The following is a 15,237-nucleotide window of genomic DNA, read 5'->3' as shown; positions in this document are numbered from 1 at the left end:
ACAATCAAAGTTAAAATTTACACCTCAACTTCACTATTTTTGCTAAAAATTATTTTTACACATGTCATCATTTCACAAACTTTCAATTAAAAATATAAACAGAGAAACTGATAAATCTATAAGTATTTCATTCAATGTCCCCGACAATTTAAAAGACACGTTTTCTTTTCAGGCGGGGCAATATATCACGTTAAAAACCGAAATTGAAGGCAACGAAGTGCGCCGCGATTACTCATTGTGTGCTTCGCCAAAAAGTGGCGAGCTAAAAGTAGCCGTAAAAGAAGTGAAAGATGGCACGTTTTCATGGTACGCTAACAACTCCTTAAAAGTTGGTGATACGCTTGATGTAGCCTCACCCAAAGGACGTTTTGTTTTTACACCAAACGATTCTAAAACAAAAAATATAGCTTTGTTTGCTGCGGGCAGTGGCATTACGCCTATTTTAAGCATTATAAAATGCGCCTTAGAAGAAGAGGTACACAGCAAGATTATCTTGGTTTACGGCAATAAAACCACCGAAGAAACCATGTTTTTGAGCGAACTGTTGGAACTTCAGCATCAATACAGCGAACGTTTTTCCATTCAGTTTGTGTTTAGTCAACGCGATGAGGACGACGATTCTATATTCGGCAGAATTGAAAAAAGTACCGTTAACTACGTGATGAAAAATAAGCACAAACACATTGATGTTGATGCTTACTATCTGTGCGGTCCTGAAGCCATGATTCACACCGTTAAGGATGTGTTGACGGGACATGATGTTGACCCCAACAGAATTCATTTTGAATTGTTTAAAGCAGCAAAACCGGCCGATGTTAAAGATGATGCTAGTACAGTTACCACTGGAAAAACCAAAATCACCATTACCGTTGATGACGAAACCACCACCTTTGAAATGGCCCAAAAACAAACCATTTTAGAAGCCGCTATTGACGAAGATTTAGATGCCCCCTACTCTTGCCAAGGTGGTATTTGCAGTAGTTGTTTGGCTCGCGTTACAGAAGGAGCGGCCACTATGCGTCAAAATAATATTTTAACCGAAAGCGAGGTTGCCGAAGGTTTAATTTTAACCTGCCAGGCTCAACCTACAACGCCTACCATTTCGGTTGATTATGATGATGTGTGATTTTTGTCATTCCTGCGTAGGCAGGAATCCCATTCTTCAAACCTTTATATGCTAAGTGGACTTGGCATTAGCAAGAATGACAACCACTTAAGCAATAGACTTGATTTTTTCAACTACTATTTCAGGAGAAATACTTCCTGCTGCTTCTTTGTAGTTTTCAGGATACTTGTTGCCATAAACAGAAGTGGGTATTTTAGGAAATTCGGTTCTATCGGCCAATAGCGCATAATCTTCAGGCTGGTTAAACGGTGCAAAACCAGCATACGGATGCGTAACCCCCCAAATGGTTATGGTTTTTACACCCAACATGGCAGCCATATGTGCATTTCCAGAATCCATGGACAGCATAACGTTTAAATTCGAAATTAAATCCAACTCTTCATCAAGGCTCAGTTTTCCGGCAACACTTACCGTATTTTCAAAAGTGCTTTCTAATCGGTTTAAAACGGGAATTTCTTTGTGTCCACCACCAAAAAGAACAATTTTAAAGTCCTTACTTAATTTCTCTATTACCTGCGTTGTCAATTCCAAAGGGTACATTTTACCTTCGTGTGCGGCAAAAGGCGCTATGCCAATTCGTTTTTTAGAGGTTTCGCCAATAATGCTTTTGATTTTTTTACTAAATGCAGCCTTTTCAGGAAAAGTAGGATTAGTTAAATTTATAGGGTAACCCAAAGCCTCAAACACTTCGGTGTAGCGTTGATGAGTTGTTTTTAAAGGTTCAAAACACTTTCCTGAGATTAATCTTTTTTTATCTTTTCGACCCTTGTCAATTGAAATAAAGCGTTTACTGATTAAAAAATTTTTTAAAATTTTGGTTCGTAGCACATTGTGCAAATCGGCGATAACGTAAAATCTCTTTTTATTAAGCTCGTGTGCCAATTTATAGAGTCCAAAAACACCTTTATGTTGCCCTTTTAAATCGGCTGAAAACACTGTAACGCCATTAATATCCCTAAAAAAAGGCGCAAAAAAAGCCCGAGTTAAAACGGTAATGTTTAACTCGGGATATTGTTGTGTTAAAGCCCTTAAAACCGGTACTGTCATGGCCACATCTCCCATAGCAGAAAAACGAATGACTAGGATATTTTTAGACGGTTTAGGCATTTTTGGTTTAGAAAATTAATAGACTATATAAAAAGTCGTCATTCTTTCTCCCGATAGCTATCGGGAGAAAGAATCTTTAAAAACCACGTTTTTTATTATCAGATTGCTTTGAAATAAAATTTCTCGCAATGACGTTTATTTGTTACTTTTTAGACACTCTTATTTCTGTGAACGAAGCACAGGATTCAATTCGTCGTCGTTGTACATTTTCATTTGTTTGTAAACTTTCATGTACTTGTCACCATTTTCAATATCGTTTAAAAGTGTATCGATAGCGGTTGAAAGATCTACACGTTGCTCCAACAAAACATCTAATTTCTTTTGGCAAGCAGCACGGTGTTCGTTTGATGCGTCCTCGCGTGTCGCCTCTTCGTTCATATGGTAAATTTTTAAGGCTAAAATAGACAAACGGTCTATGCCCCACGCCGGACTTTCGGTGTTGATCGTAGCATCGGCCTTTGGATTAACATCTTTGTACTTATCCAAAAAATAGCTATCAATATACTCTACCATATCGGTTCGGTCTTGGTTAGAAGCATCTATTTGTCGCTTTAGTTTTAAAGCCGCAACGGGGTCGATTTTCGGATCACGAATGATATCTTCGTAGTGCCATTGCACTGTATCAATCCAACATTTTCTATACAACAAATGCTCAATTAAATCGCTTTCTGGATACGCATTTTCAAACGGTTGGTCCACGGTATTCACAATGTGGTATTTTTTGATGACGTCTTGGAATATTTTATTAGCCTTATCTGTAAACATGTTATTGGTTTTTTAAAAGCACAAAACTACGTAATTTATACAAGATTATTTTGAAATTGCTTTGCATTGGGATTGTTTTAACTATTCTGGGGAATTTGTGATTGGGTTTTATTAACTTTATCGTTATTCATTTTGAATATAAAGCTTAGTCCAACCGTCAGTTCGAGTGATTTTGAGGTACGAAAAATTGTATCGAGAACTTTTTGGTTTCCAAAACCTTAATTATCGATACAAATTTTTCTCATTTCAATCGAAAAATCCACTCGAATTGACGTTTTTTTTCACAGTGTACAACGAGCATAAAATATTTTCAAGCAAATGAACATTCATAATTTATCGCTTCAAAATTCAGTATTGAACACATTTATTGCTGAAATTAGAAACATAACCATTCAAAACGACCGTATGCGCTTTAGGAGGAACATTGAACGCATTGGTGAAATTTTAGGTTACGAGATGAGCAAAAGCCTAAACTATACCTCAAAAATGATTGAAACGCCTCTTGGATCTTCAAATATCAATGTACCAAAAGACGACATCGTTTTGTGCTCCATTTTAAGAGCAGGTGTGCCGTTACACAACGGGCTATTGAATTATTTTGATATGGCCGACAATGCTTTTATTTCGGCCTACAGACACCACAAGGAGAACACCAAAAGTTTTGAAATAATCGTAGAATATTTGGCTTGCCCCGATTTGGAAGGAAAAACTTTGGTGCTGGCCGATCCGATGTTGGCCACAGGCCAATCTATTCTGGCCACTTTTGAAGCCCTAAAACCATTTGGAACCCCAAAAAACATCCACTTGATTAGCATAATTGGTGCCCAACCAGGTGTAGATTTCGTTACCAAACATTTCGACGAAAATACAAATCTGTGGATTGCCACCGTTGACGAAACACTTAACGATAAAGGTTATATTGTTCCCGGGCTTGGTGATGCGGGCGATTTGGCTTTTGGAGAAAAACTACAACATTAAAAGCGCAAAAGGGACAATAAAAAGTACGGCCACAAAAATTTCTTTAAACCATTTGTCCTGTAAAATTTCAATGTAATTTGAAATCACAATAGCCAAAGGGGCAAACACAAACAGAAATTCACTTCCGTTTTTGTCTGGAGCTAAAACCACAATTGCAAAACCAATAAGTAAAGCGGCAACCACGGTTTTTAAGGAAGCTTTGTTGACTTTCTTTTTTGTTTTGATGTTTTGTATATAAAAAATCAAGGACCATAAGCCAAAAGAAATGAGCATTGTAATGCCTACTAAAAACCTGGTTGAGTTATAATTTGAAAAATCATAACTTATTTTAAACGATAAATCAAACACCTCAAAATAACTGTTGAGGAATACTATGGAGGCAGAAACCGAAATCACAAAAACAGTGGCTACTCCTAAAAATGGAATAACCCAGTGCCTAATACTGTTATCGGTATATAAAATGAGGGAAACAAAAATGAGCACAAAAAATAGAATGGCCCAAATGTAGAACAGACTAGCAATAGCAACCCAGAATGCCGCATCAAAATACTTTTTGTTCAATTCACGTTGCGAGCGCACGCTCAATATTCTTCTTAAAGCTAAAAGCACAAAAAAATTGGACAACAGCACTTCGGCACTTTTTGTGGTTTCAACTATAGTGAGGAAAAACAAACTGAACAGTAGTATTTCGTAATTGTTTTTTTTGGTTAAACTATTTTTACCTACTATAAAATTTAAAAGTAAAATAGACACGTAAGCAATAAATAAAAGCTGTGCTTGCTTAAATAGATAGCCTCCAGAAACCATGTGAATATCTACACCAGCTCTAGCTACAATAAAAGCCAGTACTGTTATAAAAAACACAATAAAAAAATTTACAGGTTTAGATTTATTAAAAAAACTTGTTATCATTATTGGTTTTTGTATTTTTGCGTAGTAAATATACTAACTAAAAAATGGTTGGTTCACAATAAACAAACACAAAATGAAAGACTTCTTTTACGCGATACAGGATTTATTTGTAAATGTACTGTTTGCACCTTACGATGCTTTAAAAGCCCTTGAGTTGGAAAACTGGTTTGCTGCCAATACCATTTCTTGGATTTTCATGATTATTGGTTTTGTAGCCATGGTTTACTGGATGAAACAGCTAAAGGTATTTAACGATAACAACGAGGAAGACAAAAGCATTTCTTCGCACTCGTTCCTATAAATCGAATCCTATATCTTTACGATAATTCATCTTATCAAAATGTAGTTTTTCTATATTTTGGTAAGATTTTTTTATGGCCTCCTGGTACGTATCGCCGTAAGACGTTATCGCCATAACACGACCACCAGAGGTTACTATTTTACCATCTTTAAGCTGTGCTCCAGCATGAAACGGAATGGAATCTTTAATAGTTTCAACACCTGTTATTTCCTTTCCTTTTTCATAAGCCTCTGGATAACCACCAGACACCAACATAATGGTTGTAGCAGCGCGATTGTCTATTTCAATATCTATCTCGTTTAAAGTGCCGTTCCCCATAGCTTGAAGCACCTCAACCAAATCATTTTTTAATCTGGGAAACACGACTTCAGTTTCTGGGTCGCCCATACGCACGTTATACTCAATCACTTTTGGGTCGTCATTCTCAACCTTAATCAAGCCAATGAATACAAAACCAACATAAGGTAAGTTATCTTTTTTAAATCCACTTATGGTTGGTTTTACGATACGTTCTTCAATTTTATTCAAAAACTCATCCGTTGCAAAAGGCACGGGTGAGACAGCGCCCATACCACCAGTATTTAAACCGGTATCGCCTTCACCAATGCGTTTGTAATCTTTTGCAGTTGGTAAAATTTTGTAGTTTTCACCATCTGTAAGCACAAAACAGCTCAACTCAATACCATCTAAAAACTCTTCGATAACCACTTTGGTACTGGCTTGACCAAATTTAGCATCCACCAACATACTTTTCAGTTCGGCTTTAGCTTCATCTAAATCATTTAAAATCACCACGCCTTTTCCTGCAGCCAATCCGTCTGCTTTTAACACATAGGGTGGTTTTAAGGTTTCTAAAAATGTGTAACCTTTTTCAACAGTTTCGGCGGTAAAGCTCTCGTAAGCTGCCGTTGGAATGTTGTGGCGCATCATAAATTCTTTGGCGAATTCTTTACTGCCTTCCAACTCGGCCGCTACTTTTTGTGGACCAATGACCTTAATGTGCTTTATGGCTTCATCATTTAAAAAATAATCATGAACACCGGCCACTAATGGCGCCTCTGGACCAACAACCACCAATTCTATATTTTCATTTAACACCAATTCTTTTATAGCCTCAAAATCAGTTTCACCAATATTTACGTTAGTTGCCACTTCAGCCGTTCCAGAATTACCAGGAGCCACGAAAAGTTGTTCGCATTTTGGACTTTGCGCTATTTTCCATGCAAATGTGTGTTCTCTTCCGCCCGAGCCAAGTATTAAGATATTCATTTTGTGATGTTTTTTGATAAGGACAAAAATAATTGCTTTTATGTTAAGCTACTAATAGATTGGGGTGTTTTTTTGGCTTTTCGGAAATGCCCATTTCGATTAACTTTTTAATTTTATAAACACGTTGCAAGTTAGATAATATGCAGATTTTAAAACTGAAAACTGCTCAATTTCCCTAAATAACTTCCAGTTCCATTTAATTAAATTGATTTTATTTCTGGACATAGACTGCTCGGTTTTTCGGTATTGCGCCAACACTTCGGGTAAAGCATAAGCATTTACGCCCGTTTTTAAAATTTTTAACCAAAGCCCGTAATCTTGCCGTTTTCGGATTTGTGGCATATAAACTTTTCCTAATTTACCTCGGTCATAAATAGCCGTTAAACACCCTATTTTATTGGAAAACAACATGTTGTTGTAGGTTAAAACTGGTTTGGATCTTATAGTTTTATTGGTTGCTTTTCCGTTGTTTTCAATAATTTCGTATGCGGTGTGCGTTAAACTGTAGCCGTTTTTCAACATAAAACCGATTTGCTTTTCAAGCTTTTGTGGCAACCACAAATCGTCACTGTCCAAAAAAGCAATAAATCGTCCTTTGGCTTCTTTTATAGCTTTGTTTCGGGTTACAGCAGCACCTGAATTTTGTCTTTGGCGGAACAGTTTTATACGTGTATCTTTTTTTTGAAAGGGCTCAATAACAGAAATGGTATTGTCAGTGGAACAGTCATCAACCAACAGCAACTCCCAATTTTTATAGGTTTGATTAAGCACACTGTTAATGGTTTCCGAAAGGTGTTTTTCAGAATTGTAACAGGCGATGATAATCGAAACAAGTTGCTCGTTATTGTTCATTTATGGTTGAAATAAAACTTTTCTTTTTTCCGTTTGGAATCACAAAATTGGCTTCCGAATTAATGCTGTATGTAATATCGTCTTTAAAATAATTTTCAATTTCCATGGTCAAGAATTGCTTTTCGGCATCCGATAATACTGAAGCAATATTAAAAACCAACTGTCCTTTTTGGTGCTGCAAAACTTGATATTCTAAATTTAGTTGATGCTTTTCCGAAAGGTTTTTAAAAATATAATAAAAATACAAGCTCGGGTATTTGCTTTCAAATCCATAAACAGGTTCGCCAATACGGCCCAAAACATCTTCAATAATCAGATGATTTTTTCCACATGGACATTTTTCATCTCGTTGAGCCAGTTTTATATAATCGCCCAATTTATAACGTATTACGGGAAAAGATAGCATATGCAAGTTGGTCACCAATATCTCGTTATCCACTTCCTCAACAATCACGCCTTCCATGTTAATGTGCATATTGCCGTGCGGACATTCGAAAGCAATAATACCAGCCTCAGCCGCTCCGTACTCGCTAATCATTTTGGTGCCGAAAGCTTTTTTAATTTCGGGTTGGTAGTAATCGAAAATCTTCTCCGAAGTGCCCTTAACCATTTTTATTTGGGTTGGTTTTTTAATTTCGGAATTATTTATCGCCTTGGCCGTTTCGTAAATACTCGACGAGTAACCATGCACATAGCGTGCGCACTTTAGTTTCTCTATAAAATTAGACAGTTCGGTTTTTGAGTACGAAAACACTCTAAACCGATTTTGAAGCGCATCTAAAATTCGAGTTTTCAACCTATAAAAAAACGATGTATTAAATCCCCAAAAATAGCCGTTTCGATTCCACGGGTTAACTCCATAGTTGTTATAATTATGATTGATTACCACCCGGTTGAACGCATCGGCAAACTCATTCCTTTTAAAAACCAACGATTCGCCAGAAGTTCCCGATGTTTTAGACTTAAAAGCCTTTTTGAATTTATAATTAGTATGGATTTCTGAATTATACTGAATAAGCTCCTTTTTGGTAATTATGGGTAGTTTTTTTATATCAGAAAGCGTATTTATATCTGATGGTTTTACATAGTTCTCAATGAAAATTTTACGATAATAACCGGAATATTGATACGCAAAATCAACCAGTTCCTTTAATTTTTTCAGCTGAAAGGACTCCAATTCTTCTAAAGAAAAATTATTGGATTCACCCAAAAATTGATGAATTTGCTTTGAGGATGGATTCCTAAAATTTCTACCAACAATATAGAGCCATTTATACATCATACTTGAGATAATAGTTGATTCCATTGGAGTTTAACCACTTCCCACTGATAGCTTTCTACTTGTTTTCTAGCGTTTTGGGTCATTTCTCCCGAGCCATTTTCAATTAAATTTTTAATTGAGTTTACCATGTCACTGACGTCAATTGGATTTACTAATAGCCCCGTAATTTTATCTTCCACTAAGTACGGTATTCCACCAACGTTGGTGGTCACCACGGGCAAGCCCAGAGCCATGGCTTCAATAATACTAACCGGCATATTATCGACGTTACTGGTATTTATAAAAACATCGAATGCTTCAGATTTTTTGTGCCAAGCTGGTTTGGGCAACACTCCAGTGAATTCAACCGATGTTTTTAAATTCAATTCGTTTACCAAATTTTTTACACTTACTAAGGTTCCATCGCGGTCTGGACCTACCATACAAAGTTCGGCATTCGGGTAATCTTTTTTAAGTTCGAATAGTACTTTTATGGCCATTTCCGGGTTATAAATGCTGGAAAATGCCCTAACGTAGAATAACTTTGGGGTTATGCTTTTTCTGGGCTTAAACACATATTGCTCGATGTTTAATGTATTAGGAATACAGGTAGTTTTATATCCTGCTTGTTGGAAAATTTCTGTTAAATATCTAGAAGGCGCCACGTTTATAAATGCATTTGAAAAAACTGCTTTTGATAGTTTTGGCGATGTTTTTAATCTTTCCGGTAAGTTTCCACCATGGAGAATAGGAATATATGACTTATCAAAATACTTTAACAAAAGGGCACAGCAATAAGCGAAGTAAAAATTTAAAGTGCTGTAGGTATCTATTAAAACCACATCTGTGGTTCTTCGGTGTTTTAAAATACTATAACCCATATCGAGCATTCTTAATACTATATTTTGTTTACTCGATGCTGTTTTTACTGAGCAACCTTCTTTTTGAAGTAAGCTACTAAGGGTTTGTAACGTTGAAGGGTAGCCTGTTTTACTTAACAAGTTATTGCCTATATATAAAACGTTTAGGTTTTTCATCGTGCTTATTTTGTTTAATAAGCTTTATCTTCTCCTTTTAAGGCATTGACTAATGTTTGAATTATAATTTTAACATCCAGCAACAAAGACCAGTTTTCAATGTAAAAAATATCGTATTTAACACGATTAATAATGTCTTTATCGGTTTCTACCTCGCCTCTAAATCCACTAGTTTGAGCCAACCCCGTAATACCGGGTTTTACAAAGTGCCGCACCATAAATTTATCGATTCGCTGTGCATACATATTAGTATGACTTACCATATGCGGCCTTGGGCCTACAACAGACATATCTCCAAAGAGCACGTTAAAAAACTGTGGAAGTTCGTCTATACTCGTTCTTCGAATAAAAGCACCTACTTTGGTCACCCTTTGGTCACCCTTAGTAGCTTGATACAAATGAGCGTCTTTATTAGGCGTCATGGAACGGAATTTATAACAATCAAATTCTTGATAGTTAAACCCATTTCGAGACTGCTTGAAAAATACTGGTCCTTTAGATTCTAGTTTTATTATAATAGCCAAAATTGGCGTAAGCCAAGATAGGATGAATATGATAATAAAAAGTGCAAAGACGATATCGAAAATGCGTTTTGTTAATTGGTTTACAGTATCTTGTATTGGAATGGTCCTTAATGACAATATCGGAACATAGTCGTAATATTCGTACTTCAGTTTTTTAGTATAGATGTCTTTATTATCGGGAATAAACTTTAACTCCCTTAAATTATTATCGGCAAAATCAATAAGGCTATTTATTTGTTTATTCGACAAATTGGCTACCGAAAAATAAATTTCGTTTATTTCATTTTCTATAATGTACTTAAAGCACTTTTGAAGGGAAAAATCGTCATTTTTAACAGCAAATTGTTTTTTAAACTTATAGCCAAAGTCTTGTCGTGTATTAAAAATATGAATAAGCTGCCTAGTTTTTTCGGTATCACCAATAACAATCACATTTCTTAAGTTTCCCCCTAATATCGACCTGTATTTGCTCAACAAAACGAAGAACAAAAATTTAAAAGAGGTGATTAAAATAGAAACTGTAACCAAATAATTCCCTAAGGCTAAGCGACTAATATTGGGTTGCTTAAAAAAGCCAATAAAAGCATATAAAACAACAGAAAACAGTACAATTTGCCTTAAAACAAGCGTTATAATTTGGATAACTTTAGTGTATCTGTTAACCTCATAAAATTGGTTTTTAAACGCTATGACGAACCAAAGTACCGAAGCATACGTTAAAAACAGATAAATATTGTTCAAATTAATTTCAAACAGGAAAATGGAAGCCGTTATGATACTTAAATCAACTAAGTACAGAATAGGTTTTATGTAACCCGAATATCGACCTTGTTTAAAAGTATTCAATTTTATTGTTTTATATGTTTCGTAAAATCTTTGTGCTCACTTTTAAACAATTCTTCTTTAGATAGTGTTTTGAAATAATTGTAGGTGGTATTCATGCCTTTGGCTCTATCGATTTTAGGCTCCCAATTTAGTATTTTTTTTGCTAACGTAATATCGGGCTGGCGTTGTAACGGGTCGTTTTCTGGAAGCTCTTTATAAATTATTTTTTGTGATGTGCCGGTAAGTTTAATGATTTCTTCGGCAAACGCCTTAATGGTAATTTCGTGCGGGTTACCTATATTGACTGGATAGACATAATCACTCAACAATAGTCTGTAAATGCCTTCTACTTGATCATCAACATAACAAAATGAGCGCGTTTGCGAGCCATCACCAAAAACAGTTAAGTCTTCACCTCTTAAAGCCTGACCTATAAAGGCTGGAATTACACGGCCATCGTTGAGGCGCATACGAGGCCCATACGTGTTAAAAATCCTGACTATTCGAGTTTCTAACCCATGAAACCTATGGTAGGCCATGGTGATGGATTCTTGAAAACGCTTGGCTTCATCATACACCCCTCTTGGCCCAATAGTGTTTACATTTCCGTAGTAGTTTTCGGTTTGCGGATGTACCAAAGGGTCGCCATACACTTCGGAAGTTGAGGCGATTAAAATCCTGGCGTTTTTGGCCTTTGCCAAACCCAATAAATTATGAGTTCCTAACGATCCTACTTTTAAAGTTTGAATAGGTATTTTTAGATAATCTATTGGACTTGCCGGAGATGCAAAGTGAAGTATGTAATCTAATTTCCCTTCTATTCTAACAAACTCGGTAATATCGTGTTCAATAAATTCAAAATGAGGATGGTTTACTAAGTGCTCAAGGTTCTTTTTATCACCTGTAATGAAGTTATCCATGCCGATAACATAATAACCTTCATTTATAAATCGATCACTTAAATGCGATCCTAAAAAACCAGCAGCTCCCGTTATTAAAACACGTTTCAAATTCTCCTTTTTTGTTATCTCTAATTGGAAACAAATTTAAAAGAATAAGTTTAAATAGTGGATGATTTTTAAAATAATCAAATGTTATTATTGATTGACACTAATTTCTTAAACATGACCTTTTCCAATACTATAACACACAAAACCAATATCTTCTAAAGCTTTGGTATCTAAAATACCTCGTCCATCGAAAACAAAGGCCGGCTTTAACATGTTATGGTAAATTTTATTCCAGTCGTAGGTTTTAAATTCATCCCATTCTGTTAACACAGCAATAGCATGCGAATCTTTACAGGCGTCATACGCATTTTGCTTTACCGTTAGCAAGACTCTATTTTCTTCTTCTGCTCTAGTATTTAAATAATCTAAATCGGCGTATATACGTTCTGAAGTTACTTTAGGATCGTACACCGAAATGTGAGCTTGTTCATTTAATAAGTTGTCGGCTACCTGTATTGCTGCTGATTCTCTCGTATCGTTGGTATCCTTCTTAAAGGCCCAACCAAAAAAGGTGATTTTCTTACCTGACACTGTATTATATAAGGTACTGACAATATAATCCGAAAAGCGATTCTTTTGGTAATCGTTCATTAAAATGACCTGCTCCCAATAATCGGCCACTTCGTTAAGTCCGTAGCTCTTTGCTATATAAACCAAATTGAGAATATCCTTTTGAAAACAAGACCCTCCAAAACCCACAGAGGCTTTTAAAAACTTTGGGCCAATTCTTGAGTCCATGCCAATGGCCTTAGCGACTTCATTAACATCAGCACCCGTTTTTTCGCATATTACAGACAGTGCATTGATGGACGACACACGTTGCGCCAAAAAGGCATTGGCCGTAAGCTTTGAAAGTTCAGAAGACCATACATTAGTGGTTAAAATGCGCTCTTGAGGCACCCAATTTGCGTAAATATTCACTAATGCCCCTATGGCTTGTTGCCCTGCTTCATCAGCATCTCCTCCTATCAATACACGATCGGGGTTTAGCAAATCGGAAACGGCAGTGCCTTCGGCTAAAAATTCGGGGTTTGAGAGTATTTGGAACTTTACGCCATTACCGGTATTATCTAAAATACTCTTTATTGCTGAAGCTGTACGAACTGGAAGGGTAGATTTCTCGACTACTATTTTATTTTCTTTAGCGACTTTGGCTATTTGACGGGCACAAAGCTCGATATATTTTAAATCGGCCGCCATGCCTTTTCCTTTACCGTAGGTCTTGGTTGGGGTGTTTACCGAAATAAAAATCATATCGGCCTCATCAATAGCCGCATCTACATCGGTTGAAAAAAAGAGGTTTCTACCTCTCGCTTCCTCAACGATACTATCTAAACCAGGTTCAAAAACGGGGAGTTTAGTTAAATCGTTGTCGTTCCATGCTGCGATTCGCGATTTGTTAATATCGACGACGGTTACTTTTATGTTGGGGCATTTTTGTGCAATAACGGCCATGGTTGGCCCGCCAACGTAGCCAGCTCCGATGCAACAGATGTTATTGATTTTCATTTTATAAACCTATTTTACTAATTCTTTTACAAACTTATCTAAAACCTCGCTTTGAGAAAATTTTTCTTTTACATACTTTTTGGCATTCACACCAATAGACTCCCTTAATTTTTCATTTCCTTTGATGTCTTTTAAACAACTAACCACTTCATCTATTGAGGTACCATCGAAATAATATCCTCCTTCAGACTCTTCTAGAACGGTAGCCACTTCACTTTTCTTATTTCCGGTCACAATAGAGGGTTTTCCGCTAGCCATCATACCCAATAATTTTGAGGGCATTACTGTGTCTATGACATCTGGCTTTTGAAACAACACATGTAAATCTGCGCTAGATAATAAAACAGGAAGTTCTTTAAATGGCACTAGATTATAATGCTTAACAAAGGGGTATTGCTTTAGCATGGCCACCACTTTTTCTTTTTCTGCACCCTCCCCAACAACAATAACTTCTATATTTTCTAGGTTACTTAATTTTTCTACAAAATTGATAAAAAAAGCCCAATCTTGTTTGGCTCCTATATTGCCCGAATAGAGTACTTTAAAGCTATTTGAAGCTAAATAAGGGTGCCGTTTATTTTTTAAACCATCAAACAAAGCGACGTCTATCCAGTTGGTTAGATAATAAGACTGGACATTTGTTTTTGATTTCAGTTTATCTATCATACCGTAACTAATGGTAGAGACCACATCGGCCTTAGAGAGTACTTTTTTCTCAATCCAGAGTAGCCCTTTTACAATGAATTTTTTATTGCCACTTAATAATCCAGAATCTATAGCCGCATCAAATTCAAAATCCTGTATATGTACCCACAGCTTAGATTTATACCGTAATTTTAGAAACCAACCCAAAAGCGCAGATGTTGTAAACGGCACAATAGAAATAACAACATCTGGTTTGTTAACTTTAAATAAGTTGATGAAATTTCCAAAAGTAAAGCTAATTAAATGAAGTATTCTTTTTGTGAAAGTTGGGTCTTTAGGCACATATTGCCTACTTCTATAAACTTTAACACCATTAATATGTTCTGATACCAAATATTTCTTACCCTTATAATCAGCACCTATTTCCCATTGCGGGTAATATGGAAATCCAGTTATTACAGAAACATCGTATCCTTTTGAAATTAAGTATTCTGCTTTCTGGGTGGTGTATAACCCTATGGCACTATCTTCGGGGTAATAGTTAATGCCTACAATTACAATTTTTTTACTCAATTTTTCTTTTCTTTATAAACCTTACCGGCGTTCCTGCGTAAACAGAATTAGCCTCCAAATCTTTTACAACGGTACTTCTTGCTCCTACAACAGTTCCGCTTTTAATGGTTATGCCTGGAGATACAAAAACATCTGTAGCCAACCAGCATTCATCTTCTACAGTAATCTTGTTTGAGTAAATAGGAAAATCTATTTTGGTATAATCGTGTGAACCTGTGCAAAGATAACTTTTTTGAGAAATCACTGTGTTTTTGCCAATCTCTATTTCACCTAGGCTGTAAAGCACAACATCATCACCAATCCAGCTGTAATCTCCAATTGTAACCTTCCATGGGTAAGTAATCTTTGCAGATGGCCTGATTATTACCTTTTTTCCAATTTTAGCACCGAAACATCTTAACAAGAAACGTCGCCAACCATATAAAACCTGTGGTGAAGGCCTGAAAAATAAGGCGTCGACTAACCACCATAACTGAACGGTAATTTTTGATTTGCCCCGAAAATTATCTGGGGTTTGATATAAACTTAAATTCTGCATTTTAT

Annotated in this window: 15 protein-coding genes; 3 read left to right on the top strand and 12 right to left on the bottom strand. The window is 36.1% G+C overall.

From position 1 onward, the window contains the following. The first annotated feature begins 61 nt into the window (after positions 1 to 61). Complete coding sequence (locus GSB9_02180) at positions 62 to 1,126, top strand: ferredoxin--NADP reductase (protein ID UKM65609.1); 1,065 nt, start codon at positions 62 to 64, stop codon at positions 1,124 to 1,126. A gap of 87 nt (positions 1,127 to 1,213) precedes the next feature. Here the strand turns inward: GSB9_02180 and GSB9_02179 are convergent, their stop codons facing one another. Together GSB9_02179 and GSB9_02178 are read right to left on the bottom strand one after the other, a co-directional pair. After that, entirely contained in the window at positions 1,214 to 2,233 is a 1,020-nt protein-coding gene (locus tag GSB9_02179) for a glycosyltransferase family 9 protein (GenBank protein UKM65608.1), read from the bottom strand. 159 nt (positions 2,234 to 2,392) lie between these two features. Then, complete coding sequence (locus GSB9_02178) at positions 2,393 to 2,998, bottom strand: DUF4254 domain-containing protein (GenBank protein UKM65607.1); 606 nt, start codon at positions 2,996 to 2,998, stop codon at positions 2,393 to 2,395. Between the two features lie 318 nt (positions 2,999 to 3,316). Here GSB9_02178 and upp point away from each other — a divergent pair, with 318 nt between their 5' ends. Continuing rightward, positions 3,317 to 3,976: a uracil phosphoribosyltransferase gene (upp, locus tag GSB9_02177; GenBank protein ID UKM65606.1), complete on the top strand. Its 660-nt coding sequence runs from the start codon at positions 3,317 to 3,319 to the stop codon at positions 3,974 to 3,976. Here upp and GSB9_02176 read toward each other — a convergent pair. Then, entirely contained in the window at positions 3,965 to 4,840 is an 876-nt protein-coding gene (locus tag GSB9_02176; protein UKM65605.2) for a DUF6427 family protein, read from the bottom strand. The genes upp and GSB9_02176 overlap by 12 nt on opposite strands. 121 nt (positions 4,841 to 4,961) lie before the next feature. On the opposite strand from GSB9_02176, the gene GSB9_02175 reads away from it, so the two are divergent. Further along, positions 4,962 to 5,189 (top strand): uracil phosphoribosyltransferase, encoded by a 228-nt coding sequence (locus GSB9_02175; protein UKM65604.1) that lies wholly within the window; start codon positions 4,962 to 4,964, stop codon positions 5,187 to 5,189. Here the strand turns inward: GSB9_02175 and purD are convergent. From purD to GSB9_02166, 9 genes are all read right to left on the bottom strand, one after another. Further along, positions 5,184 to 6,458, bottom strand: a complete 1,275-nt coding sequence (gene purD / locus GSB9_02174; protein ID UKM65603.1) for a phosphoribosylamine--glycine ligase — start codon at positions 6,456 to 6,458, stop codon at positions 5,184 to 5,186. The genes GSB9_02175 and purD overlap by 6 nt on opposite strands. Before the next feature lie 99 nt (positions 6,459 to 6,557). Beyond that, on the bottom strand, positions 6,558 to 7,310 hold the full coding sequence (locus GSB9_02173; GenBank protein UKM65602.1) for a glycosyltransferase family 2 protein: 753 nt from the start codon (positions 7,308 to 7,310) through the stop codon (positions 6,558 to 6,560). Next, positions 7,300 to 8,616: a phenylacetate--CoA ligase family protein gene (locus GSB9_02172; GenBank protein ID UKM65601.1), complete on the bottom strand. Its 1,317-nt coding sequence runs from the start codon at positions 8,614 to 8,616 to the stop codon at positions 7,300 to 7,302. Before GSB9_02172 ends, GSB9_02173 begins: the two co-directional genes overlap by 11 nt. After that, positions 8,589 to 9,608 (bottom strand): glycosyltransferase family 4 protein, encoded by a 1,020-nt coding sequence (locus tag GSB9_02171; protein UKM65600.1) that lies wholly within the window; start codon positions 9,606 to 9,608, stop codon positions 8,589 to 8,591. Before GSB9_02171 ends, GSB9_02172 begins: the two co-directional genes overlap by 28 nt. A 14-nt stretch (positions 9,609 to 9,622) precedes the next feature. Continuing rightward, positions 9,623 to 10,978, bottom strand: coding sequence for an undecaprenyl-phosphate glucose phosphotransferase (locus GSB9_02170; protein ID UKM65599.1), 1,356 nt, complete (start codon positions 10,976 to 10,978; stop codon positions 9,623 to 9,625). A gap of 2 nt (positions 10,979 to 10,980) precedes the next feature. Beyond that, complete coding sequence (locus GSB9_02169; protein ID UKM65598.1) at positions 10,981 to 11,967, bottom strand: SDR family oxidoreductase; 987 nt, start codon at positions 11,965 to 11,967, stop codon at positions 10,981 to 10,983. Between the two features lie 108 nt (positions 11,968 to 12,075). After that, complete coding sequence (locus tag GSB9_02168; protein ID UKM65597.1) at positions 12,076 to 13,476, bottom strand: UDP-glucose 6-dehydrogenase; 1,401 nt, start codon at positions 13,474 to 13,476, stop codon at positions 12,076 to 12,078. A 9-nt stretch (positions 13,477 to 13,485) separates the two neighbouring features. Beyond that, positions 13,486 to 14,694, bottom strand: coding sequence for a WcaI family glycosyltransferase (locus GSB9_02167; protein ID UKM65596.1), 1,209 nt, complete (start codon positions 14,692 to 14,694; stop codon positions 13,486 to 13,488). Then, positions 14,687 to 15,232 (bottom strand): putative colanic acid biosynthesis acetyltransferase, encoded by a 546-nt coding sequence (locus GSB9_02166; protein ID UKM65595.1) that lies wholly within the window; start codon positions 15,230 to 15,232, stop codon positions 14,687 to 14,689. Before GSB9_02166 ends, GSB9_02167 begins: the two co-directional genes overlap by 8 nt. Between the last annotated feature and the right edge of the window lie 5 nt (positions 15,233 to 15,237).

This window comes from Flavobacteriaceae bacterium GSB9, from assembly GCA_022749295.1.
In the GTDB taxonomy this organism is placed as follows: domain Bacteria; phylum Bacteroidota; class Bacteroidia; order Flavobacteriales; family Flavobacteriaceae; genus Flavisericum.
The sequence above is the reverse complement of the archived record's forward strand: the minus strand, read 5'-3'. Positions and strand labels throughout refer to the sequence as shown.

Excerpts from the sequence above, each read along its gene's own strand:
- GSB9_02178 (UKM65607.1), bottom strand. The coding sequence starts at position 2,998 with ATGTTTACAGATAAGGCTAATAAAATATTCCAAGACGTCATCAAAAAA.
- GSB9_02171 (UKM65600.1), bottom strand. The coding sequence starts at position 9,608 with ATGAAAAACCTAAACGTTTTATATATAGGCAATAACTTGTTAAGTAAA.
- GSB9_02180 (UKM65609.1), top strand. The coding sequence starts at position 62 with ATGTCATCATTTCACAAACTTTCAATTAAAAATATAAACAGAGAAACT.
- GSB9_02179 (UKM65608.1), bottom strand. The coding sequence starts at position 2,233 with ATGCCTAAACCGTCTAAAAATATCCTAGTCATTCGTTTTTCTGCTATG.
- GSB9_02175 (UKM65604.1), top strand. The coding sequence starts at position 4,962 with ATGAAAGACTTCTTTTACGCGATACAGGATTTATTTGTAAATGTACTG.
- GSB9_02172 (UKM65601.1), bottom strand. The coding sequence starts at position 8,616 with ATGGAATCAACTATTATCTCAAGTATGATGTATAAATGGCTCTATATT.
- GSB9_02166 (UKM65595.1), bottom strand. The coding sequence starts at position 15,232 with ATGCAGAATTTAAGTTTATATCAAACCCCAGATAATTTTCGGGGCAAA.
- GSB9_02173 (UKM65602.1), bottom strand. The coding sequence starts at position 7,310 with ATGAACAATAACGAGCAACTTGTTTCGATTATCATCGCCTGTTACAAT.
- GSB9_02168 (UKM65597.1), bottom strand. The coding sequence starts at position 13,476 with ATGAAAATCAATAACATCTGTTGCATCGGAGCTGGCTACGTTGGCGGG.
- upp (UKM65606.1), top strand. The coding sequence starts at position 3,317 with ATGAACATTCATAATTTATCGCTTCAAAATTCAGTATTGAACACATTT.
- purD (UKM65603.1), bottom strand. The coding sequence starts at position 6,458 with ATGAATATCTTAATACTTGGCTCGGGCGGAAGAGAACACACATTTGCA.